The organism is Pseudoalteromonas sp. meg-B1, from assembly GCF_003173795.1.
In the GTDB taxonomy this organism is placed as follows: Bacteria; Pseudomonadota; Gammaproteobacteria; order Enterobacterales; family Alteromonadaceae; genus Pseudoalteromonas; species Pseudoalteromonas undina.
Genome location: NZ_QGQU01000001.1, coordinates 1,552,160 through 1,573,706 on the forward strand (window position 1 = coordinate 1,552,160; position 21,547 = coordinate 1,573,706).

General features: G+C 40.8%; 22 protein-coding genes. 16 read left to right on the top strand and 6 right to left on the bottom strand.

From position 1 onward, the window contains the following. Position 1: 1 nt before the first annotated feature. The 6 genes from pta (at position 2) to DK924_RS07385 (ending at position 5,439) form a co-directional block, all read left to right on the top strand. A complete protein-coding gene (pta, locus tag DK924_RS07360) occupies positions 2–2,155 on the top strand; it encodes a phosphate acetyltransferase (RefSeq protein WP_054200797.1) in 2,154 nt (717 codons plus the stop codon). A 222-nt stretch (positions 2,156–2,377) separates the two neighbouring features. Continuing rightward, positions 2,378–2,761 (top strand): ACT domain-containing protein, encoded by a 384-nt coding sequence (locus tag DK924_RS07365; protein WP_010389757.1) that lies wholly within the window; start codon positions 2,378–2,380, stop codon positions 2,759–2,761. Between the two features lie 6 nt (positions 2,762–2,767). Beyond that, the gene (locus DK924_RS07370) at positions 2,768–3,265 is read left to right on the top strand and encodes a PTS glucose transporter subunit IIA (RefSeq protein ID WP_109874745.1); all 498 of its coding nucleotides are present in this window, start codon (positions 2,768–2,770) and stop codon (positions 3,263–3,265) included. A 4-nt stretch (positions 3,266–3,269) separates the two neighbouring features. Next, positions 3,270–3,614, top strand: a complete 345-nt coding sequence (locus DK924_RS07375; protein ID WP_109874746.1) for an ArsC family reductase — start codon at positions 3,270–3,272, stop codon at positions 3,612–3,614. Beyond that, positions 3,614–4,744 (top strand): succinyl-diaminopimelate desuccinylase, encoded by a 1,131-nt coding sequence (dapE, locus tag DK924_RS07380; RefSeq protein WP_109874747.1) that lies wholly within the window; start codon positions 3,614–3,616, stop codon positions 4,742–4,744. Before DK924_RS07375 ends, dapE begins: the two co-directional genes overlap by 1 nt. Continuing rightward, positions 4,744–5,439, top strand: coding sequence for a M15 family metallopeptidase (locus tag DK924_RS07385; RefSeq protein ID WP_109874748.1), 696 nt, complete (start codon positions 4,744–4,746; stop codon positions 5,437–5,439). The genes dapE and DK924_RS07385 overlap by 1 nt, the downstream gene beginning before the upstream one ends. Here the strand turns inward: DK924_RS07385 and DK924_RS07390 are convergent. After that, the gene (locus DK924_RS07390; RefSeq protein ID WP_010389752.1) at positions 5,426–6,301 is read right to left on the bottom strand and encodes a DMT family transporter; all 876 of its coding nucleotides are present in this window, start codon (positions 6,299–6,301) and stop codon (positions 5,426–5,428) included. The genes DK924_RS07385 and DK924_RS07390 overlap by 14 nt on opposite strands. 196 nt (positions 6,302–6,497) lie before the next feature. On the opposite strand from DK924_RS07390, the gene DK924_RS07395 reads away from it, so the two are divergent. From DK924_RS07395 to DK924_RS07410, 4 genes are read left to right on the top strand one after another with little or no spacing between them, the layout of a single operon-like run. Then, the gene (locus DK924_RS07395; protein WP_109874749.1) at positions 6,498–7,862 is read left to right on the top strand and encodes a COG3014 family protein; all 1,365 of its coding nucleotides are present in this window, start codon (positions 6,498–6,500) and stop codon (positions 7,860–7,862) included. Between the two features lie 8 nt (positions 7,863–7,870). Further along, entirely contained in the window at positions 7,871–8,296 is a 426-nt protein-coding gene (locus DK924_RS07400) for a YcfL family protein (RefSeq protein ID WP_010389749.1), read from the top strand. Positions 8,297–8,307: 11 nt separating this feature from the next. Then, a complete protein-coding gene (gene lpoB, locus DK924_RS07405; protein WP_010389748.1) occupies positions 8,308–8,925 on the top strand; it encodes a penicillin-binding protein activator LpoB in 618 nt (205 codons plus the stop codon). 15 nt (positions 8,926–8,940) lie between these two features. Then, on the top strand, positions 8,941–9,408 hold the full coding sequence (locus DK924_RS07410; protein WP_010389747.1) for a glycine zipper 2TM domain-containing protein: 468 nt from the start codon (positions 8,941–8,943) through the stop codon (positions 9,406–9,408). A gap of 81 nt (positions 9,409–9,489) precedes the next feature. Here the strand turns inward: DK924_RS07410 and DK924_RS07415 are convergent, their stop codons facing one another. Together DK924_RS07415 and DK924_RS07420 are read right to left on the bottom strand one after the other, a co-directional pair. Next, positions 9,490–9,936: a DUF4826 family protein gene (locus tag DK924_RS07415; RefSeq protein WP_008110031.1), complete on the bottom strand. Its 447-nt coding sequence runs from the start codon at positions 9,934–9,936 to the stop codon at positions 9,490–9,492. A 121-nt stretch (positions 9,937–10,057) separates the two neighbouring features. Beyond that, the gene (locus DK924_RS07420) at positions 10,058–11,452 is read right to left on the bottom strand and encodes a M28 family peptidase (protein WP_109874750.1); all 1,395 of its coding nucleotides are present in this window, start codon (positions 11,450–11,452) and stop codon (positions 10,058–10,060) included. A gap of 258 nt (positions 11,453–11,710) precedes the next feature. Between DK924_RS07420 and DK924_RS07425 the strand changes: the two genes are divergently transcribed. From DK924_RS07425 to yddG, 3 genes are all read left to right on the top strand, one after another. Next, a complete protein-coding gene (locus DK924_RS07425) occupies positions 11,711–12,166 on the top strand; it encodes a phosphate-starvation-inducible PsiE family protein (RefSeq protein WP_109874751.1) in 456 nt (151 codons plus the stop codon). 109 nt (positions 12,167–12,275) lie between these two features. Then, positions 12,276–14,123 carry an ABC transporter ATP-binding protein gene (locus tag DK924_RS07430; RefSeq protein WP_109874752.1) on the top strand — a complete coding sequence of 616 codons (1,848 nt, stop codon included), beginning with the start codon at positions 12,276–12,278 and terminating at the stop codon, positions 14,121–14,123. Positions 14,124–14,305: 182 nt separating this feature from the next. Further along, positions 14,306–15,208, top strand: a complete 903-nt coding sequence (yddG, locus tag DK924_RS07435; protein ID WP_109874753.1) for an aromatic amino acid DMT transporter YddG — start codon at positions 14,306–14,308, stop codon at positions 15,206–15,208. 52 nt (positions 15,209–15,260) lie between these two features. On the opposite strand, the gene DK924_RS07440 is transcribed toward yddG, so the two are convergent. After that, positions 15,261–15,680: an MAPEG family protein gene (locus DK924_RS07440; protein ID WP_010389742.1), complete on the bottom strand. Its 420-nt coding sequence runs from the start codon at positions 15,678–15,680 to the stop codon at positions 15,261–15,263. A 267-nt stretch (positions 15,681–15,947) separates the two neighbouring features. On the opposite strand from DK924_RS07440, the gene DK924_RS07445 reads away from it, so the two are divergent. Continuing rightward, the gene (locus DK924_RS07445) at positions 15,948–17,111 is read left to right on the top strand and encodes a DUF3103 family protein (RefSeq protein WP_109874754.1); all 1,164 of its coding nucleotides are present in this window, start codon (positions 15,948–15,950) and stop codon (positions 17,109–17,111) included. Positions 17,112–17,163: 52 nt separating this feature from the next. Here the strand turns inward: DK924_RS07445 and DK924_RS07450 are convergent, their stop codons facing one another. Continuing rightward, positions 17,164–18,255: an endonuclease/exonuclease/phosphatase family protein gene (locus DK924_RS07450; RefSeq protein ID WP_258306425.1), complete on the bottom strand. Its 1,092-nt coding sequence runs from the start codon at positions 18,253–18,255 to the stop codon at positions 17,164–17,166. Positions 18,256–18,634: 379 nt separating this feature from the next. Between DK924_RS07450 and DK924_RS07455 the strand changes: the two genes are divergently transcribed. Next, on the top strand, positions 18,635–19,834 hold the full coding sequence (locus DK924_RS07455; RefSeq protein ID WP_109874755.1) for an Nramp family divalent metal transporter: 1,200 nt from the start codon (positions 18,635–18,637) through the stop codon (positions 19,832–19,834). 77 nt (positions 19,835–19,911) lie between these two features. On the opposite strand, the gene DK924_RS07460 is transcribed toward DK924_RS07455, so the two are convergent. Beyond that, positions 19,912–20,376 (bottom strand): hypothetical protein, encoded by a 465-nt coding sequence (locus tag DK924_RS07460; protein WP_109874756.1) that lies wholly within the window; start codon positions 20,374–20,376, stop codon positions 19,912–19,914. Between DK924_RS07460 and DK924_RS07465 the strand changes: the two genes are divergently transcribed. Beyond that, entirely contained in the window at positions 20,361–21,542 is a 1,182-nt protein-coding gene (locus tag DK924_RS07465) for a PQQ-dependent sugar dehydrogenase (RefSeq protein ID WP_109874757.1), read from the top strand. The genes DK924_RS07460 and DK924_RS07465 overlap by 16 nt on opposite strands. Positions 21,543–21,547 lie beyond the last annotated feature (5 nt).

The window sequence follows — 21,547 nt, forward strand, 5'->3', positions numbered from 1 at the left end:
TATGGCTCGTCGTATTATGTTGGTTCCTATCTCTACAGGGGTAGGTTTAACCTCAGTATCAGTTGGTTTAGTAAGAGCGCTGGAACAAAAGACGGTTAAGGTTAATTTTTTCAAACCTATCGCCCAGCCGCGTGCAGGTGAAACTGGCCCTGAAAAATCGACCCAAATTGTCACTCAAGGCTCACCAATTAAGCCGCCAACACCGTTTGCGCTCGATTACGCAGAGCAAATGATTGGTGATGGTAAAGGTGATGACTTATTAGAGGAAATTGTTGAGCGTTTTCAAAGTAAGATCAACGATGACGAGGTGGCTATAATAGAAGGAATGGTGCCTACTCGTCGCCAACCTTATGCGGGACGCATAAACCGTGAAATTGCGCAAACCTTAGGGGCCGATATTGTATTTGTGCTTACCCCAGGGAATTACAGTATTACCCAAATTGAAGATCGCCTTGAAATTGCTGCTGGAAATTACGGTGGCATAGATCACCCTCGTGTGCTGGGTTGTATTTTCAATAAAGTAAATGCCCCTTTAGATGAAGAAGGTCGCGCTCGCGCTGATTTAGTCGATACTTACAAGCCAGAAGCGCTTGATAACGAGCTTAACCGCCTGGCCTCTTTACCTATTTTTAGAAAAAATCCTTTTATGTTACTTGGTGCCATTCCGTGGGATTTTGAGCTGGTAGCGCCGCGCGTTAAAGATTTAAGTGCCTATTTAAAAGCCACTATTATTAACGAAGGTGACATGGTACATCGTCGACTAAGACGCATTACTTTTTGCGCCCGCACGGTATCAAATATTCTAAATTATTTTACCCCAGGTGCGTTATTGGTCACCCCAGGCGATCGTTCAGATATATTGGTTGCAGCCTGCTTGTCTGCCATGAATGGTACTAAACTAGGCGCTATTTTGCTCACTGGTGGCTTTGAGCCTGAGCCGCGCATCATGGCGCTGTGCGAACAAGCCATGCAAACAGGGCTGCCTATTTTAGCAACCGAAGGGGACACTTGGCGCACCTCGTTATTACTGCATAACTTTAACCTAGAAGTGCCAAGCGATGATGAACAGCGCATTGAAAAGGTCAAAGATCATAACGCAGAGTATATAGATTCTGATTGGTTAGATACCTTAGCTAAAAGTGTGGGAAAAACCCGAAAACTATCCCCTCCTGCCTTTAGGTATTTATTAACTGAAAAAGCTCGAAAAGCCGAAAAAACAATTGTACTGCCTGAGGGTAACGAACCTAGAACCATTAAAGCAGCCGCTATTTGTGGCCAGCGGGGCATTGCTAAAACAATTTTATTGGGTGACCGTGATGAAATATTGCGTATAGCCGAGCAACAAGGCATTGAGCTTAACGAGCATGTAACTGTAATTGAGCCAAGCAGTATCATAAATGATTACGTAGCACCTATGGTGGAAATTCGTAAAAATAAAGGTCTTACCGAAGTAGTCGCCCAAGAGCAACTTCAAGATCACGTCGTACTTGGCACTATGATGCTAGAGCAAGGTAAAGTCGATGGCCTGGTATCGGGTGCGGTAAACACCACTGCAAATACTATTCGCCCACCGTTACAGTTAATTAAAACCGCGCCAGGTTCATCATTAGTGTCTTCTGTATTCTTTATGCTATTGCCTGATCAGGTTTTGGTTTATGGTGATTGCGCTATTAATCCCGATCCTAATGCCGAACAACTAGCTGACATTGCAATTCAATCTGCCGACTCAGCAGCAGCATTTGGTATTGAACCTCGCGTAGCCATGATAAGTTACAGCACCGGTGACTCAGGCAGTGGGGCTGATGTAGAAAAAGTGCGAGCGGCAACTAAACTGGCCCAGCAAAAGCGTCCTGATCTAATTATAGATGGCCCATTACAGTATGATGCAGCGATTATGGAAAGTGTAGCGATTAAAAAGGCACCTAACAGCCCTGTTGCAGGTAAAGCAACAGTGTTTATATTCCCTGATTTAAATACTGGCAACACCACCTATAAAGCGGTACAACGAAGCGCTGATTTGATCAGTATCGGTCCGATGCTGCAAGGGATGCGTAAACCAGTTAACGACTTAAGCCGTGGCGCATTAGTTGACGACATAGTGTATACCATTGCTTTAACTGCCATTCAAGCAGCGCAAGCTGAGGCACTTAATTAACCCCTTTAACTAACATGTCCTTTTTATAGCCTAGCCATTTTTTAATTACTTATTAATAGGTTAGGCTATTTATACCTTACAACCCCCAAGCTTATCCACAGAAATTGTGGACAATTATTTTTTAATTAATAAAAACTTTAACAACGGCTCAGTTTGGGCCTTTAACTTAGATTCAATACTCTATACTATAAAGCTATTATCTTGCTGCTATGGATGGGTTTTATGTCAAAACAAACACTACAATTACACAGCACTGTTTTATCAATTCATAGTTTAGCGCTTGATGCCGACATCCCTCCTGCCCTGTTAAAGCAACCATTATTTTTTATTTCAAAAACGCACGATGAACTCTCGGTCGTTTGCCCTGATGACTTTATAATTGATAGCCAAGATACAGAATCGAATTGGCAAGCATTAGAAGTAATTGGCCCATTAGGATTTTCGTTAACCGGTATTATGGCAAATATTTCAGGAGTATTAGCAAGAGCTGGCGTGTCAATTTTTTCAATTTCAACCTATGACACCGACTATATCTTAGTAAAAAAGCAAACAGTCAACAAAGCGATGGCTGCTCTTAGAGCCGATGGCTACAATGTGGTAACTTAATTAATAATGAAATCTGAAGACGTTAGCTATTTAACTAAAAATAAAATTGGCCGAAGCGCGATACAAATAACTAGCCCATTCAGTGGCAAAGTTATGCAGATGGACGGGCATCCTGAAGCTTTTTTCCGCTTTGGAACTTTGGGGCCTGGGATTATTGTCAGCTTAACCAGCCATAAAGTGTTAGCGCCATTTAATGGCACTTTATTGCAAGTTAAAAGTGGCGGGTGCGAATTTATTCTAAAAGCTAAAAATGGCTTAAAAGTATTAATAAACTTAGCCGTACCTGATTCTCAAACTCTCACGCATACTCATATTGCTCAGCTTAATGGCAGCAAAATAACCAAAGGACAGCGCCTCGCTTACTTTGATTTGCGTGAACTCGATGCGCCTATTTTAGCTAGCCTTATCATACTCAATGGCCACGACTTAGGCACTTTTCATTATTCTCACCCGCAGGTCAATGCTGGTGTAGATACCTTATTAACTATTATCAAAAAGAAGTAGGTTTATGATCACTCTCTATGGCATTAGCAACTGCGACACAATCAAAAAAGCAAAAAAATACCTAAGCGATAATGACATCGCGTTCACTTTCCATGACTATCGTAAAGATGGCGTTAATCATAATATGGTTAGCGATTTTGCAGAGCATATTGACTGGGAACAACTTGTTAATAAACGTGGCACAACATACAGAGCGCTGTCGGATGAGCAAAAGCAAAGCTTAACTAAGCAAACTGCTATCGATATATTGGTTGAACAACCTGCAATGATTAAACGCCCTGTTCTTATTAATAATGGGCAATATCACTTAGGCTTTAAAACAGCACAATACGATGAGATCTTTAAATAATGACCCATCCAGTAATTACCCTAGCCCAAGCCTTAATTCAGCGAGAGTCGGTTACCCCTGAAGATGCAGGCTGCCAACACATGATGAATGAGCGTCTAAGTGCAATTGGCTTTGACATCGAATCGCTCTTTTTTACTGACACGCTCAATACTTGGGCACGAAAAGGTACGCAATCACCACACTTTTGTTTTGCCGGTCATACCGATGTGGTGCCCACAGGACCTGAAAAAAATTGGCAGCACCCGCCTTTTGCTGGTCTAATTGAAGACGGTTTATTACATGGGCGTGGCGCAGCCGACATGAAAGGCTCACTGGCAGCTATGGTTGTAGCCACAGAGCGCTTTGTATCTAAGCACCCAGATCATAAAGGCTCTATCTCGTTTTTAATTACCTCAGATGAAGAAGGCCCTTTTATCAACGGCACTACCCGCGTAATAGATACTTTAGAAGAGCGCGGTGAAAAAATTGATATGTGCCTTGTTGGTGAGCCTTCATCGCGCGATGTACTCGGTGATGTGGTTAAAAATGGTCGTCGTGGTTCTCTAACTGGTTTTTTAACTATCGCCGGTGTGCAAGGGCATGTGGCTTACCCACACTTAGCGCAAAACCCAATTCATTTAGCCACGCCAGCATTAACTGAATTAAGCCAAACTGTGTGGGATATGGGTAACGACTTCTTTCCTGCCACCAGCTTTCAAATCTCGAACATTAATGGCGGCACAGGTGCCGGTAATGTGATACCCGGTGAGCTTGAAGTACAATTTAACTTTAGGTTTAGCACCGAAGTTACTCATCAGCAGCTGCAACAAAAAGTGAACGCGATTTTACAAAAACACAATTTGAATTACGAACTAAATTGGATTGTAAATGGCCTACCGTTTTTAACCGATCACGGTCCGTTAGTTGATGCTACCGTCGCTGCGATTAAATCAGTAACTGGCTTAACCACTAATTTAGAAACAACAGGTGGGACATCAGATGGCCGCTTTATTGCTCAAACCGGCGCTAAAGTAATCGAGCTGGGGCCACGTAACGCCACAATTCATAAAGTTGATGAGTGTGTTAGCACAGATGACCTGATCGCGCTGGCCGATATTTATGAACAAATATTAGAACAACTGTTAACTTAATGACTGCAAATAAAGAACTCATACAATGCATCACCGGACAAAGTGATGCACACTTAGTCGCCATACAAAACCATTATTTGCATACCAATATTGTCAACGACTTTGTTGCACTGCAATCAGCGGCCGCATCCGCTGGCTTTGATTTATGTATTGCATCAAGCTTTCGGGATTTTAATCGTCAATCGGCTATTTGGAATGCTAAATTTTCAAATAAGCGCGTGGTGTTAAATAAAGCGCAACAAGCCGTTGAACTAAATTCACTGAGTGATATTGAAAAATGTACCGCCATAATGCTGTACTCTGCACTGCCAGGGGCAAGTCGCCATCATTTAGGCACTGACTTAGATATTTTTGATAAAAGCGCAGTGAGTGACGATTATGAGTTGCAACTAACCCCCGATGAATATCAGCATGGCGGACCTTTTGCCGAACTGAGTCAATGGCTAGACACCCACCTAGCAGAATTTGGATTTTATCGGCCTTATCAGCATGATTTAGGCGGTGTTGCCCCAGAACTTTGGCATATTAGCCACATTGCGCAATCAGAGCAGCTTATGAGGCACCTGTCAGTTGAGGTATTACATAACTGCATTAAAGAAAGTGATTTATTAGGTAAAGACGCTATTTTAACCCACTTACCTGCTTTATATGAACGCTTTGTGCTTAATGTGAGCCCACCTGCTAAGCGGTGTTAGTTTTTTTATTTAACGTAAAAACCAATACAGCCAGTAAAATGATACTGCTGGGGAGCATAAATTGCACAGTTAAGGTTTCTGATAAAAACACCGCTCCTGCAATAGCTGCCAAAACGGGCACGCATAACTGCACTATAGCTGCATGCGTGCTTTTTAATAAAGGCATAGCCACATACCAAATACTATAACCTACGCCTGATGCGATGGCACCTGAGGCTATTGCAAGTAACACCCCTTCCATACGTACATTTTTAAGCTGGCTCATACCCACCACAATTAAAATAGGTAGTACTAATAAGCTGCGAATAAAGTTATAAGTGGTGGCCCTAAGTGGTGACACACACGCTTTGCCTCTAATACTGTATATTCCCCATGCCACGCCACTTATGCTCATTAATACTGCCGCCATTACCGGTGGCGCTGTTTGCGAAGGCAGCATTAAATAAACAAAAGCCACAAACGCCACAATAAATGCAAGCCATTGCACAGCGGTTAAGCGCTCTTGCTTATAGATGCCCCAGCCGATCATGGTAAATTGCACCGCGGAGAATAAAATAAGCGCGCCCATACCGGTATCTAGCTCTATATAAGCTATAGAAAAACACAGCGCATATATCAGCAAGCTCACACTGCTTCGCCAGCTTCCGATATCGTTAATAACGGAGCTACTTAATTGTGCTTTTTTATTTAATTGCTTTGTATAGAGCAGCATAATAATAGCCAAACACACTGCCCCGCTGAGAAGCCGTATAACAGTGAAATTCCACGCATCAATATAACCTTGAGCTAATGCTAAGCGACACAATAACGAATTGGCAGCAAAGGCAACTAACGCGATAATAGTAAACAGAGTGGCTTTCAAATAAATTCCTAACGTATTGATAAATATGTACCGTATTTATATACGGATTAAATTAGCGTCCATTGTTGTAAACGTTAATATGGCTATTTTTTAATGATAAAGCTTTAATGTTTATACACTACGCTTTTTTACAATCTTTCACACCTACATTTATAAGCCATGTGTTAACCTTATAAAATAGATAAAAGGAGTGCGTGTGCGTCACATTTTAATTTTCAGTTTTTGCTTTATTGTAAGTGGTTGCAGCACTATTGGCTTTAACGACTTGTTTAATGATTATGCCACAAACACCACCCCTGTTAGGCAAGCTATTAGCAATAATAATATTGAAAATGCACGCACCCTTATAAAAACCAATAGTAAAGCCCACAGTAATTATTTACTGAACCAATTAGAGCAAGGGCGTATTGCTGATTTAGCTAATAATCCAGATAGTGCGCAAACATATTTTGAAACTGTCTACCAACAGATGCAAGCAAAGCGCCAAGCAGCCAAAATACAAGTAAGTGCAGGGCTTGAACAAAGTAATGCGCTGTTAACTAACGATTCAGCAATAGGTTATATCCCACCAGCCTACGAAATGAGTATGTTGCATAGCTACAAAGCACTTAATTATGTTTATAAACGCGATATTGAGAGCGCGTTAGTTGAAATACGCCGTGCCAATAAAGTACAAGTTGATGCACTACTCGATAATCAAAGCGAGTTTAATAATGCCGTTGCTCAAGCACAGCAACACTACCCAGGCATGGATAATTTAACTCGCTCGGTAAAAAATGGCTTTCAAAATGCGTACACGTTTTACTTATCAGGGTTGTTATATGAAACGGCAAAGCAAGGCGATGATGCCTACATAGACTATAAAAAAGCACTCGAAATACAACCTAATAATCAGTACTTACAGCAAGATATATTGCGCCTTGCTAAGCAGCAAGGCTTTGCGGATGACTACAAACAATTTAAGCGACAGTTTGGTGAAGTAAACACCATAGATAAAAATCAAGGCGAAGTGGTTATATTATTTGAACAAGGCCTAATACCAAAACAGCACGAGTTTAAATTACGATTGCCTATTTATACTTCGCAGGGGGATGCCCGCTTTTATAGCTTAGCAATGCCCGTTTATATAAATAACGCTTACAGCAGCGCCGTGAATAATATAAAAGTTAATAACCAAGTATTAGCATTAAGTCCGTTAGTGCATTTAGAGGCACTGGCCGCTAAAACGTTAGAGCAGCAAGTAGCTGGGCGTGTTTCAAGGCAAATATTACGTCTTGTCGCTAAAGAAAAAATGCGTGTAGAGCTTGCGCGCAGTGCCGGTGATGTGGGGAACATTTTGGCAAATTTGTATAATCTTGCATCTGAGCAAGCAGATACACGTAGTTGGCTTACCCTGCCTAATCAGATCAGCCTTGCCCGCAGCGCAGTAAAAGCAGGCGAACATACTCTAAACGTTGGCTCGCAACCGCCAATAAATTTTACCGTTAGTAAGCAAGGGTTAACGTTAATCTACCTAACCTCTGTTAATAACTATTTTAACTCCCATGTAGTGCAACTTTAGGAGCCATCATGAAATACATACTTCCCGTTATTGCGTTAATTATGCTCAGCGCGTGTAGCAGCCGACCTGTAACCTCAGGTATTGGGGTTGAGCAAACTGCCAACGCTTACAAAGAGCAGCTCAATGTTAATAATCCACAATTAGCTAAAAAGCTTTTAATAAGTGATGTAAAAACGCGTCAAACAAATAACCTTACCGACGTGGTAGTTACTTTAGCGAGTACCTATAAAAAATCGCAATACTTACAGTATCAATTTAACTGGTTTGATAAAGATGGCTTTGTTATTAAAGGCAACCACTCACCGTGGCAAGCCCTAACATTATTTGGCTTTGCTAAAACTCAGCTTGCAGGACTAGCACCTAGCTCTAATGCCGTTACCTTCTCATTAGCTGTAAGAGAAGTTTCAACCGACGCACAAGAATTTAAAGATTAAAGGAAATCATGATGATCAATAAACAATTTAAATCACTGTCTAGTTATGCAATTTTAGGCTTAGCGGCACTGACACTTGCAGGCTGTGCCAACAAAGCTGTTGTCAGCTATGGTGATGCCCAAGCCGTAGAAACCACAGATATAAACTTTGGCTCTACTGACTTACAAAAAGTTGCCTCGCAAATGACCGACTCTCTGCTTAGTTCGCCTGTGGTTGGGACTATGACCGCCAATACACGCCCTGTGGTATTTGTAGAGCGTATTAAAAACAAAACCAGTGAACACATAGATACAGAATCAATCACCGACTCAATCTCTACTCAATTACTACGTAGCGGCAAATTTAGATTTGTTGATATGACCCGTGTAGAGGCGGTTCGTGAGCAAATTACATTTCAAAACGAAGACGCCTTAGTCAACCCAAGTACTGCGGTGGCTTTTGGTAAGCAAATTGGTGCGCAATATATGCTGTACGGTAACCTATCAAGCATTGTTAAATCTAATGCAGATAAAGCCGATGTGTACTACAAATTTACAATGCGTTTAATGGATATGCAAAGCGGTCTTGTTGAATGGGCTGACGAAACTGAAATTCGTAAGACGCGTGAAAAATCAACGTTTGGTTGGTAATAACAGGAGCGAATTATGAAAACGCTTAGCTTAATTTTATGCGCTTTATTAGTAGTAAGTGCCCCAACGTTTGCCAAGTACGAACGAAATAAAGCCGTTCCTGTACAGCAAGTACTATTTGGTAAAGTAAAGTCGGTGCGCACTATTACTGAGCAACAACTAGTACAAGACAAAAGTAACGGCTGGAAAACCTTTGGCGGTGCCTTACTAGGCGGTGTTATTGGTAACCAGTTTGGCGGCGGCAGTGGTCGTACTGTAGCGACTATTTTAGGATCGGTGATTGGTGGTAACGTTGCTCATAATCAGCAGCAAACACAGCGCTATGAAAACACACAGCTCGTTGAATTACTGATACAAGTAGAAAGTGGTGAGCAATTTATGGTGGTACAAGACAACGATCCCGCTATGCGTTTTCACCAAGGGGATAATGTTCGCCTGATCTACTTAACCAATAACACGGTGCGAGTAGATAGCGCGTATTAATATTCTTTTGACGGCATAATTGAAAAAAACCTAACTTAGGTAACTAAGTTAGGTTTTTTTAAAGGTTAATTACCTTTATTTTTAAGCGGGTTCTTTTGCCCAAAGCTGCTCATTTTCATGCATTTCATATAAGCCGTGAGCACGATTTATAAGTAAGTTTGCAAAATCGGCTTGGGTTTTATCACGCGCACCCGCTGTAATAATTTGGTCGGCTTTTAACTGCCACTGCAATGAAAAATAACGCATGGCATCGCGTGCATCTTTTGCTGCAGACGCTTCAGCATGATCGGTTGGTAAACGACCGGTGATCACCCAGTAGCTTTTACCGTTTTGCGCTTTAAATTTCCAAAGTGCGCATAAAGGTGCTAAAAAACGGCTTTCTTTTTCAAGCAAGGTTTTAGGCATAATGCCTTTTTCAGCTAAATGTTTTTGCGCATTTTGAAAACATTCGCGCTGCCATTGAATTTCTTGTTGCTGAAGTTCAGCTTGCTGCTCTGGTGTTAATGGTTTTTGTTCTTGTTGCTGCATTTTAATAACCTTTTTACTTCTTTGTTTACACTTTAAGGGCATAACAAATAAGGCGCAAGCATAAATAGCGAGCTTAACACCTTATTCGCAGCTGTTTGCTGGGTTTTTAAGCAAAGTACACTTACTTTATGTTGTGATCAAACGAACCCACAGCACCTGGGAATACCACTGGCGACTCAATACCCTGTTTATTCACGCTAGCAACTCCAAAATAGTAATTATCAATAACCACATTTTTTAGGGTAAATTCACTGGCCTTATCAACCCATTGACTGTATTGCCATTGTGGTTCACTAGTATAGCGCCAGTATATACGATAGCCTGCTACATTTTTATCCTCTGTTGGCTGCCAAGAAAGTGTGGTACTGGCGCGTACGGCACCACTAATTTTCACCTCTTTTGGTGGCGCAGGGGCCCACGCCATTGACGCAAGGCTTACCGCATTTAATGAGGTAAGTTTTGCGGCGTAATCAAAATCCACCCCATCAATAGTATCACCGTACACTACCCCATTTTCGGTGCGCAGGTCTTGATGTTGGCGATCATAATGCTCGTTGGTTTCCATAATACGCACAGCCGCAAAACCCGCATCATTAAACGGACGATGATGCCCGCCTCGAGCAAAACGGTCGAGTCTGTATACCAGCATGGTGTCTAGGTTTTCAATATATTTATCAGCAATGGTGTCTATGTAACGTGCTAAATTACGGCTCGCCGAATCAACTTCGCCGCCAGTAAAACGACGCGTACGGGCTTGTTCTTTAGTTTCAACTACACGCGTACCTTCAGAAAAAATACGTGCCGTAGTGTTATCGGTTACGCCATTAATACCGGTAATATTGCCAATCATGTCGTTATTCAAAACACCATGCACTTGCCAGTTATTTTTTTGTGCGTAAGCAGTTAAAATTTTACCGCCAAATAAACCTTGTTCTTCACCTGAGAGTGCTGCATATACCACTGAGCCATTAAATGTATATTGCGATAACACCCGTGCAGCTTCAATCACACCGGCAACCCCTGATGCATTATCGTTTGCCCCAGGTGAATCGCTAGTAAAATCCATAACATCACTAACGCGTGAGTCTATATCTCCCGACATCATCACCATACGATTAGGATCGGTGTTACCGCGCTGAATCGCAATTATGTTAACCACTTCTACAGGGTCAGGAATGCGCTTTTCACCCGAGATGGTTTGTTTTACTTCTAGTATCTCTAAGCAGCCACCGCACTGTGCCGAAATTGCTTCAAATTCTTGTTTTATCCAACGCCTTGCCGCGCCAATACCACGGGTATCCGATTTAGTTTCAGATAAAGTATGGCGGGTACCAAAATCCACTAACGTTTGAATATCATCTCCAATACGCTGCGCTGAAATTTGATCTGCAATATTGTGCAATGATGCTTGTTGTGTGGTTTGTGCCGCCACACTATAAAATGACGCGCTACAAACAGATGCAACCGCACTATACTTAATAATCCGAGTAACTAAATTTAAAGGTGAAATTGACATAGCAGTTTAATCCTTATTGTTGATGTTTTTAAAATGACAGCTCTGCAGGTATACAGCAATGCATTTGAGATAAACGTTAAAAACCTCAGGTTAAATTACATTTAATTAACACGCTCAGTTTAGCTATCACTTGCTCGGCTTCTAATTTAATAAAAATAATCACTTATGCTGTTTTGTACGTATACTAAAGAGAGAAACACGATTAATCAGCTATCATTTTATATACCCAGTTTAAAAATAATAAGGTGCTGTAAAAATATGAAGAAACACGAAGAATTACCCGAGGATCATGTTGACCCGCTTATGCAGTATTTACATCATGCGATTCGCTTTGCTATTAAAATATTAGCAGTGCTCATGGTGCTGGTTATTTTTTGGAGTATTGCTGATGTAGTATATGTTTTATATATGCGATTGAGCTCTCCTCCTTATTTTTTATTAAACATCGAAGACATTCTGCAAACCTTTGGTGCTTTTATGGTGGTGCTTATTGCGGTAGAAATATTTACCAATATTCGTTTATATTTAGGCTCAAGTTCACTGCCGGTTGAACTGGTCATTGCCACCGCACTAATGGCTGTGGCGCGTAAAATTATTGTTTTAGATTTAAAATTAGTGACCTCAGAACAAATTGTTGGCCTTGCATTGGTAACTTTAGCCTTAGGTATATCTTACTGGCTGGTAAAAAATAAAACCGGTCAAACAAAACTTTAAATCGTTATCTTAACTTAAGATAACAGCTAAACACCTCATTCCCACTGCGCCTTTGCGCTTTACAATGGTATAGTGGGATACCTCTATAAATACTTAATAAGCTTCTAATATGTATCGACTATTTGAACGGATGACTAAACCGTTTCCGGAGCGTTCTCCGTCTCAGCCTCCTAATACCTTATTTGCATTTTGCCGCCATTACACCAAAGGCATGGAACTGTCGTTGGTACTTATGTCTCTCAGTGCCGCATTATTAGCTATTTTAGAAGTGTCTTTATTTAGTTACATGGGACAACTGGTTGACTGGCTTGGCGAGTACACCCCTGAAGAACTTTTTTCGCAGCAACAATCCGAATTAATAAAGATGGGGCTAATGCTCCTAGTAGTGATGCCTGTGGTGGTATTTTTTAGGTCGGCCATTTTACATCAAGCACTGTTGGGCAACTATCCGATGTCGATACGTTGGTTAGCGCACCGTTATTTATTACGCCAAAGTGTTAGCTTTTATCAAAATGAATTTGCCGGAAGAATAGCTACTAAAGTGCTGCAAACCTCATTGGCAGTGCGTGAGTCAGTCACTAAGTTACTTGACGTATTAATGTACATTGCCGTTTATTTTGGCTCAATGGTGTTTTTAGTAGCCGCCTCAGATTGGCGCTTAATGCTGCCGTTATTAGTGTGGTTAGCATTATATATTTGCGTGCAAATTTACTTTGTACCACGGTTAAAAAGCATTGCTAGCTCACAAGCTGATGCACGCTCAGAAATGACTGGCCGTATTGTTGATAGCTACACCAATATTTCAACCATTAAGCTGTTTTCTTACACCCAACGCGAAGAGCAATATGCAAAACAAAGCATGGACGTATTTTTACAGCCTGTATATAAACAAATGCGTTTGGTAACCAGCCTTAATGTGGTTATTCAAAGCTTGAACTATTTACTGGTATTTTCGGTGGCAGCAGTGTCTTTGTATTTATGGTCGTTAAGTGCCATTAGTGCGGGGGCTATTGCAGTAGCATTGAGTTTGTCGTTAAGGCTTAATGGCATGGCCCAATGGATCATGTGGGAAATTAGCAGCTTATTTGAAAACATTGGTACCGTAGCCGATGGCATGCGCACCCTTTCAAACCCGATTGCGGTTGATGACAAGCCAAAAGCCGATAGCTTAAAAGTAACTCAAGGGGCAATCGACTTTAACAATGTACACTTTAATTATGGTAAAGCCGCTAATGAAAATAACCGAGGTCCAGTAATTAACGGTTTAAACTTAAATATTAAACCGGGCGAAAAAATTGGCTTAGTGGGTCGCTCTGGCGCGGGTAAATCCACATTAGTTAACTTGTTGCTACGTTTTTACGATACAGACAAAGGCTGTATTAGTATTGATGGCCAAAATATAACTGATGTAAGCCAAGAAAGCCTTCGCCGCTATATCGCTATGGTTACCCAAGATACATCACTACTGCACCGCTCAGTAAAAGATAACATCTTATACGGCAGACCCGATGCAACCGAAGCGGAAATGCTCGATGCGACCAAACAAGCCAAAGCGCTCGATTTTATAACCGATTTAGAAGACAGCAAAGGCAATAAAGGCTTTGATGCACAAGTGGGCGAACGAGGGGTAACCCTCTCGGGCGGGCAACGTCAACGGATTGCTATTGCTCGGGTGTTACTCAAAAACGCGCCTATTCTTATACTTGATGAAGCTACCAGTGCCTTAGACTCAGAGGTAGAAGCGGCTATTCAAGCCAGCTTAGATGATTTAATGACAGGTAAAACAGTCATTGCTATTGCACACCGATTATCAACCATTGCACAAATGGACAGGCTCATCGTGCTTGATGAAGGTGGTGTTGTAGAGCAAGGCAGTCACGATGAGTTAATTGCCCAAGGCGGCATTTACGCTGCACTGTGGGCACATCAAACTGGCGGCTTTATTGGTATTGAATAAAAAACCATCTCAGAGTAGGTCATCATTTGGCCTGCTCTTGTTTACTAAAATTTAACTTTATTATTAATTTTAAATGCTATTTATAGCCTTTTAGTCGAATTTTATAGCCCACCTATTGCCTCACTGTTTTTATAATGTCACATTCGCGACTGATTTTTTTATCATTCATCAGGCAATTCACCATGTCTTTATTAAGCAAACATAAATACACCCTTTATGGAGTGCTCGCTATTTTACTTTGGAGCAGTTTAACTGCCTTTATTCGTGATTTATCAGAATTATTTAGCCCAATTGGCGGTGCCGCTTTAATTTATAGCGTCAGTGCGATTTTTTTAATGTTAGTCATGGGTGTACCAAAGCTAAGCAATTATCCAAAACGCTATTTAGTCTTTGGTGGCAGCTTATTTGTTATTTACGAAATATGTTTAGCTTTATCCCTCGGCTTTGCAAATAGTCGCCAGCAAGCGTTGGAAATGGCGATTATTAACTACCTTTGGCCAGCGTTAACCATTTTATTATCGATTATTGTTAACCGCATTAAAGTAAGCGTATTAGTCTACCCGAGCATACTGATTGCGTTTTTAGGGGTTGCATGGTGCATTGCAGGTGATAGTGGTTTATCTGTGGAAGTATTAACCGCTAATATAAGTGACAATCCATTACCCTACTCCATGGCGTTTGCAGCGGCGTTTATTTGGGCTGTGTATTGCAGTGTAACGGTAAAACTTAGCGAGGGTAAAAATGCCATTAGTGTATTTTTTGCAGCCACGGCAATCTCTTTATGGATAAGTTACGGATTGAGTAATGAGCCCAGCTTTGAGTTTAGCCTAGATTCTAGCTTTACCTTAGTATTAGCAGGCGTGGTTATTGGTGGAGGTTACGCACTGTGGAACCAAGCAATAATTGGCGGTAACCTAGTGTTGTTAGGCACCTTGTCTTACTTTATCCCTGTTTTATCAACACTATTTGCTGCTATTTACTTATCAGTATCGCTCACCAGTGCATTCTGGCAAGGCGTTGTGTTAGTGACATTAGGCTCATTAATGTGTTTTCTTGTGACCCGAAAAACAAAGCCAGCCCGATAAAATATGTAAGCGAAAAGCTAGAGGCTGTCTGCTTTTCGCTTTAATCATTTACTTAACTAGCTAATCGCAGTCCTAACAGCACTAACATCACAATGTTTGCTATCACACTGATTAAAAAGAAGTAACTACGCGGGCTGGGGTTTTTCTCGGTGGCAATTGCGTAATACAGTGCCATATGAATTAAACGTGCAATCACATATACCCAAATACATATTGCAAATACCGAGCTGTGGTAATTCATCACAAAAGCAAATAAAACCGTTCCTATAAACAACGCGCTGTTTTCTAGGGTGTTATGAAAAGTACGATGAGCCCTAAATATAAAGCTCTCATGAGATAGCTCTTTATCTATTTTTCCTGGCACTGCACCGGGCTGTTTAGCCTTACTAAACGTCGCCACAGCCCACTGAACTAACATCATAATTAAGTATAAATAAAATGCTACAAACGCAGAATGTGCAATATCGGTCATTGTTTTTTCCTTTGTGTTGTTATTAGAGTAATAGTTACAGCAACTATTAAGCCAAATTTAAACCACTGATATGTATATAAATTATTTTATAAAATATACATTTTTTGTAATAGATTCCTGCTTTATATAAAAATTACGGTGTTTATGTAATGTATATCAAACCGCAAGCCAACATTAATACTAATTACGTATTTTATAAATTTAACTTGAGCATTTATTCTAATTATTGTTTTATAGTGTTACTAGAAACGGAACGGCGGAATTTGTATGAAAAATAAAATAACCAAATCTTTAGCTACAGCGGCATTATTGAACTTTATATCAGTACCTGCTTTTTCAGCTCAATCTCATATTGAAAATGCAGAAAACTTGGTACAGCAAGCTCAATACAAAAACGTAGCAACTATTAAGCGTAATTTCGCAAAGCAAGTAGCGCTTAATTATTCAGTATTGAATGCTGATTTAAAACAATCAGTAAATAAATATAACTTAGTTTTAAATGCTGATCAGTTATCAACTGTAGCACGGCATACAAAGCGTAATATAAGTCAGGCAAATAGCGCCTTACAACAACTTAAAGGCTTACCAAACAATACAGGAAGCTTGTTACAAGTTCGTTTGGCAAGTGAGTCCATGCTTACTGATTGGCAACAAGGAGAAAGCCCTTTATTCGCATTTGCACCCGCTGGTGACGATAGCCAATGGAGCGAGATTGAAGCGTTCGATCAGTTTGGTGACATTCATTATCTGAGCGTTGACCAAATGCCAACCCAACCTGTTTTTATTGTGGAGTTAGATCAACAAAAAGTACAGGATGCGGGTATTGCAGTAATGAAAGGAATTTTGTCTGCTAACAAGTTCAGCAAAAACATGGTTAGCCCACAAAATCAATTAAGTAATGAGCAGCCATTACAAACTAGCGTGCTAAAAAAAATACATTTAGAGGATGATAAAGAACCTTGGATTTCAGGAAAGGCAGAAGTTTATGCCATCGTAACGGGGATTAATCCTAGCAGAGATGAACCAATATTAGATATTGTTGATTTACCTTATTTAGATCATGACCAAACCACTTACAGCCCTAATCAGGTTTTAATTCATTGGCAACGTTATCGTTGGCAAGCGGTCGATTTGCTTTTAATGGAGCAAGATGACAACACTAATTATAAAACCTTAGCAATGAAATTATTAGAAATATCAGAGCAAGTAATGGCAAGTATCCCTGATTTACAAGCACAGGGCTATACTATTATTCCTAAACTTACTAATGAAGTGCTTAAAGCAATGCCTGATGAATGGTTTACCAATAATGATGATTATGTTGATGTTTTTTACACGCTATTTGAAAACAAAGACTATCAAGAATATAAAGGGGCCAGCAGTAATGCTACTATTACCTTGTCACCTTTAGAGATTAACCCTCGTCAGTAAATAGCGACTCGCCACTGTTTGGCTTGGTAACTAAACAGTGGTGAGTTAATCATTACTCCCGCAGTTTAAGCGTGATACATACAACGCCGTGATCGGTACTTAAATCGTCGCGCTCAAACTCGGGGTTAATTAAATGACGATCGTAAGTATGATAATCGCTTACTTCAAAAAAACTGTCGTCATAGCCAGAATCAAACTCACAAGACAACAAAATATAATCAAGTACTGAACTGCTTGCGCCAAAGTAATGTGTTGCTTTTCGTAGTGGTTTTAAGCCTTGATTATCTTTATCGATAACACCTTGTATTGACTCATTAGCTACTTCATCAGGCTCGCAATCATCGTTTAACTTTGTAAATAACTGCCACGCATCGTTAAGACAATATTTTGCAAGGTAGGTTTTACTATCAAACGCGGGGGCAAAACGCAGTGTATTGGTTAGTAAATGGCTTAAAACGCCATCAGCTAGGTCGTTATTAAAATCTCCCATTAGTATCATAGGCTGTTGCGTGGCCTCACGACGACTTATCATTTCTATCATCAGCAATGTTGCTTCACTACCGCGCTGAATAGTTGAGCCCCAGCCACCCGCTACATTTGCTTTTAAAATTTCAATAATGTTTTTTTCAACGGTTAGTTCTTTATTAGTTTCATCAATCTCAATTGATGGCCGTTTAGATTTAAAATGCACCACATAGCAATCGGTATTGCCGATATGCGGCAAACTTATTGTGGCTCTAAGTACTCTACGGCTAAAGGCAAAATCTTCAGTTAAACCTAAAGTACTGGCAAGCTCATAGTCGTGTTTAACGCTTGCTACTTCAACGATGGGGTATTTTGCTGCTATTGCCACAACGGGGCGTTTATAAATAAAATCATCTATTACCTGTGGCTCATCCACCACAGCAAAGTGCGCATAACCTTGCTGCTTTACTAATTCTCTAAGCGACTCAATGCTAAACACTTCCTGAAAGCCAATTACATCGGGCTGATGCTCGGTTAAATAATCAATAATCCAGCGCTGTTTTTTTGCCCATTGCTCCGCGGTATATATCCGCTCAAACTCATAATAAGCATTAGGTGGCTCAAGATAATTAAACAGGTTAAATGTGGCTATTTTTAATGTTGAATTGGTTATCATCATCTCAGGGGATTGTTCTGAGTTATCAGTTAAAGGTGATGTATTACAGTCACTAATAATGGTCGCCTTTGAAAGTTTATATTGCGTGCTATTGTCAACATCATATAAGATTTTTGCTTGGTACCAAAGCTTGATAACAACTAAAACCTATTAAATCGTTTAAAGTTTAGGCAAACGCAACCTATCCCCTTTAAATTTATATACAAGTTGGTATGCTACGCGACCTTTTTTAACATATGGTTATCAAAAAAGGCAAAGCCAAAGGGCGGCCAATGCTGCAAGGCACTTAGTATAAGTGGCAGCAATAATTACAGGCATCGCGTTATAAAACGTTAGGTGTAACTTTAAATAGCAATATAAAAAGCACTATTAGGGTCAAACTATGCGATTAGGACCAGGACTACTCGTCACCGCTGCCTTCATTGGACCAGGGACTATTACCACCGCGAGCGTAGCGGGTGCAAACTTTGGTTTTGCACTAATATGGACATTACTATTTTCAGTAATTGCCACCATATTATTACAATCTATGGCGGCGCGCCTAGGCGTAGCCACTGGGCAAGACTTAGCACAAGCACTAAGAGCCCATATTGAAACTCCCCTATTTAAATCTCTCGCTATATTTTTAGTGATCAGCGCCATTGGTGTTGGCAGTGCCGCCTACGAGGCTGGTAATTTAAGCGGTGCCAGCATGGGATTAATTGAAATATTCCCTCAGGTAAATGCCCAACTTTGGACGCCACTGATTGCATTTTTAAGTGCCATACTACTTTATAGCGGTAAACACAAAGTTGTTGAAAATGCGCTTATTTTACTAGTGATTTTAATGAGCCTAGTGTTTATCTCTACGCTTGTTATGGCGGCTCCCTCGCTCAGTGACGTATTAGCTGGTTTTATTCCTAGCATGCCTGAGAGCTCAGTCACCACAGTATTAGCATTGGTAGGTACGACCATAGTGCCATACAACTTATTTTTACACTCAGGGGTACTGGCTGCTCGCCATGACAGCGAGAGTGACAAACAAAAAGTAATTAAAGAAACCAATATAGATACGGGCGTGTCCATCACCCTAGGTGGTGTGATCACCTTAGCTATTTTATCAACCGCATCAGTGGCATTTTATGGCACCGATGCAGGGCAAATTAGCGCTGCCAATATGGCGGTGCAGCTTGAGCCATTACTTGGCGATGCCGCCCATTACTTTTTTGCTATTGGTTTATTTGCCGCAGGTTTAACCAGCGCAATCACTGCTCCTCTTGCGGGCGCTTACGCCGTATGTGGCATGTTAGGTTGGTCAAATAAAATGGATAACGTTCGCTTTAAAAGCGTTGCCATTGTTATTTTATTATTTGGTGCGGCGGTAGCTTCTCTGGGTTTAGACCCTGTCGCGGTGATAATTTTTGCCCAAGCTGCCAATGGCTTATTGCTGCCTATAGTCACCACTTACCTTGTGTGGTTAGTTAATCAAAAAGCAGTAATGGGGAAATACACTAACTCAGTATTGGTAAACCTACTTACTTTACCAGTGTTAGTACTTATTTTTGGCCTAAGTAGTTACAAGCTCTTTAGTTTGATTTTTTAATACTACTCTGCGATTTATGAACACACAAAAGCCGCTGTATTAATAGCGGCTTTTTACATTGCATTGCAGACCAATACTCACTTAAAACCCTGATGCTCTGCCTTTTGCTTATTTGCCTTAATGAGTTTTGCAAATACATAACCCCCTACTGCACCTGCACATAATTGCGCATAAAACCCCCAGCCTCTTGCACCCGCAATAATAGTAATATTCATAATAGATTCAATAGCAATTAACGCTGTTGTAAACGCTACAATACCCGCAGTTACAAATAATTGTATCCCCTGATTTTGAAGCTTTTTTGCGATAAACCAGGTCACAAAAAATGCGATAGCAAGTGCAATCGCAATAATAGCGCCGTAAGTAGGTAGCAAGCCAAGCCAATCTTCAAGGGTTAAATTAACACGATCATTAAAGCCCACCACTACACCTACATTAACTAATTGATTGACAACGTATTGGCTATGAAACAAGCTAGCAAGAGTGAATGTAAGTAACCAAGAAACTAAAAATGAAGGGAGTGTACGTGTTAAAAACTGCATGGTTATCTCAACTTAAAATGAAACTTTTTCCTTACACTAGCAAAGGCTTGCAGGGTAAACAATCTCTACGTTGTATTACGCTACTCTCGCTTTTAACGTTTTCTTGTAACGTCAGTGCCGAATTACCAATTCGGCAATATACTGCTAGTACCTTAGCAACAGATCTCAATTCACCATGGAGCATGGTTAAACTGCCAAACAATTCGTGGTTAGTTACAGAGCGTGATGGCCATGTTGTCATCATTAAAAACAACCAACAAAGCCGAGTTAAAATAAACTTCGAGGGCTTATACGTTGCAGGGCAAGGCGGTTTACTCGATATAGTACTTTCGCCAAATTACAGTGAATCAAAAGAAATAATATTCACTTATGCCCAAGGTGAGCTTGATGCAAACAGACTCGTTATTGCCAAAGCTAAGTTTGATGGCGAGCAGTTTTCAGCACCAAAAGTTATTTATAAAGTTGCCACCGATAAGGGCACACCGCAGCATTACTCTGGCCGGGCGCTTGTACTGCCCGATAATAGCTTACTGTTTTCAAGTGGTGATGGCTTTGACTACCGCGAGCAAGCACAAGTTATAACCAGCCAATTAGGTAAAGTGCTACGAATTAATTTAAATGGCACTATTCCAAGCGATAACCCGTTTATTAAACATGAAACCCCTACCGCGCATGCCATTTATTCACTCGGGCACCGTAACTTGCAAGGCTTGGTTTATGATTACGATACCAAGCAAATCATTAGCCACGAACACGGCCCCGCAGGCGGTGATGAGCTCAACTATTTAAAGGCTGGCACCAATTACGGCTGGCCAGTAATAACCAACGGTGATGACTACTCGCAAGCACGTATTTCGCCCTTTAGAGACTACCCAGGCATGGCTAAACCAACCGTAGATTGGACGCCCTCAATTGCGCCATCAGGCATGGCATATTATGGCTCTATGCATGCAGCCTTCCCTTCACTGCAACGCCACGTACTCATTACCACATTGGTCGATAAAAAGCTCTACAGCGTTAATTTAAAAAATGGTGAATTCACCCAGTCGCATATTTTTCCAGAAGCCACAGGCAGGCTCAGAGATGTGTTTGTTACTGCTGAAGGTAATATAGCGATATTAACGGATGGAAAAGAGGCAAGGTTAATGCTGGTAACGCCAAAGTGATATTC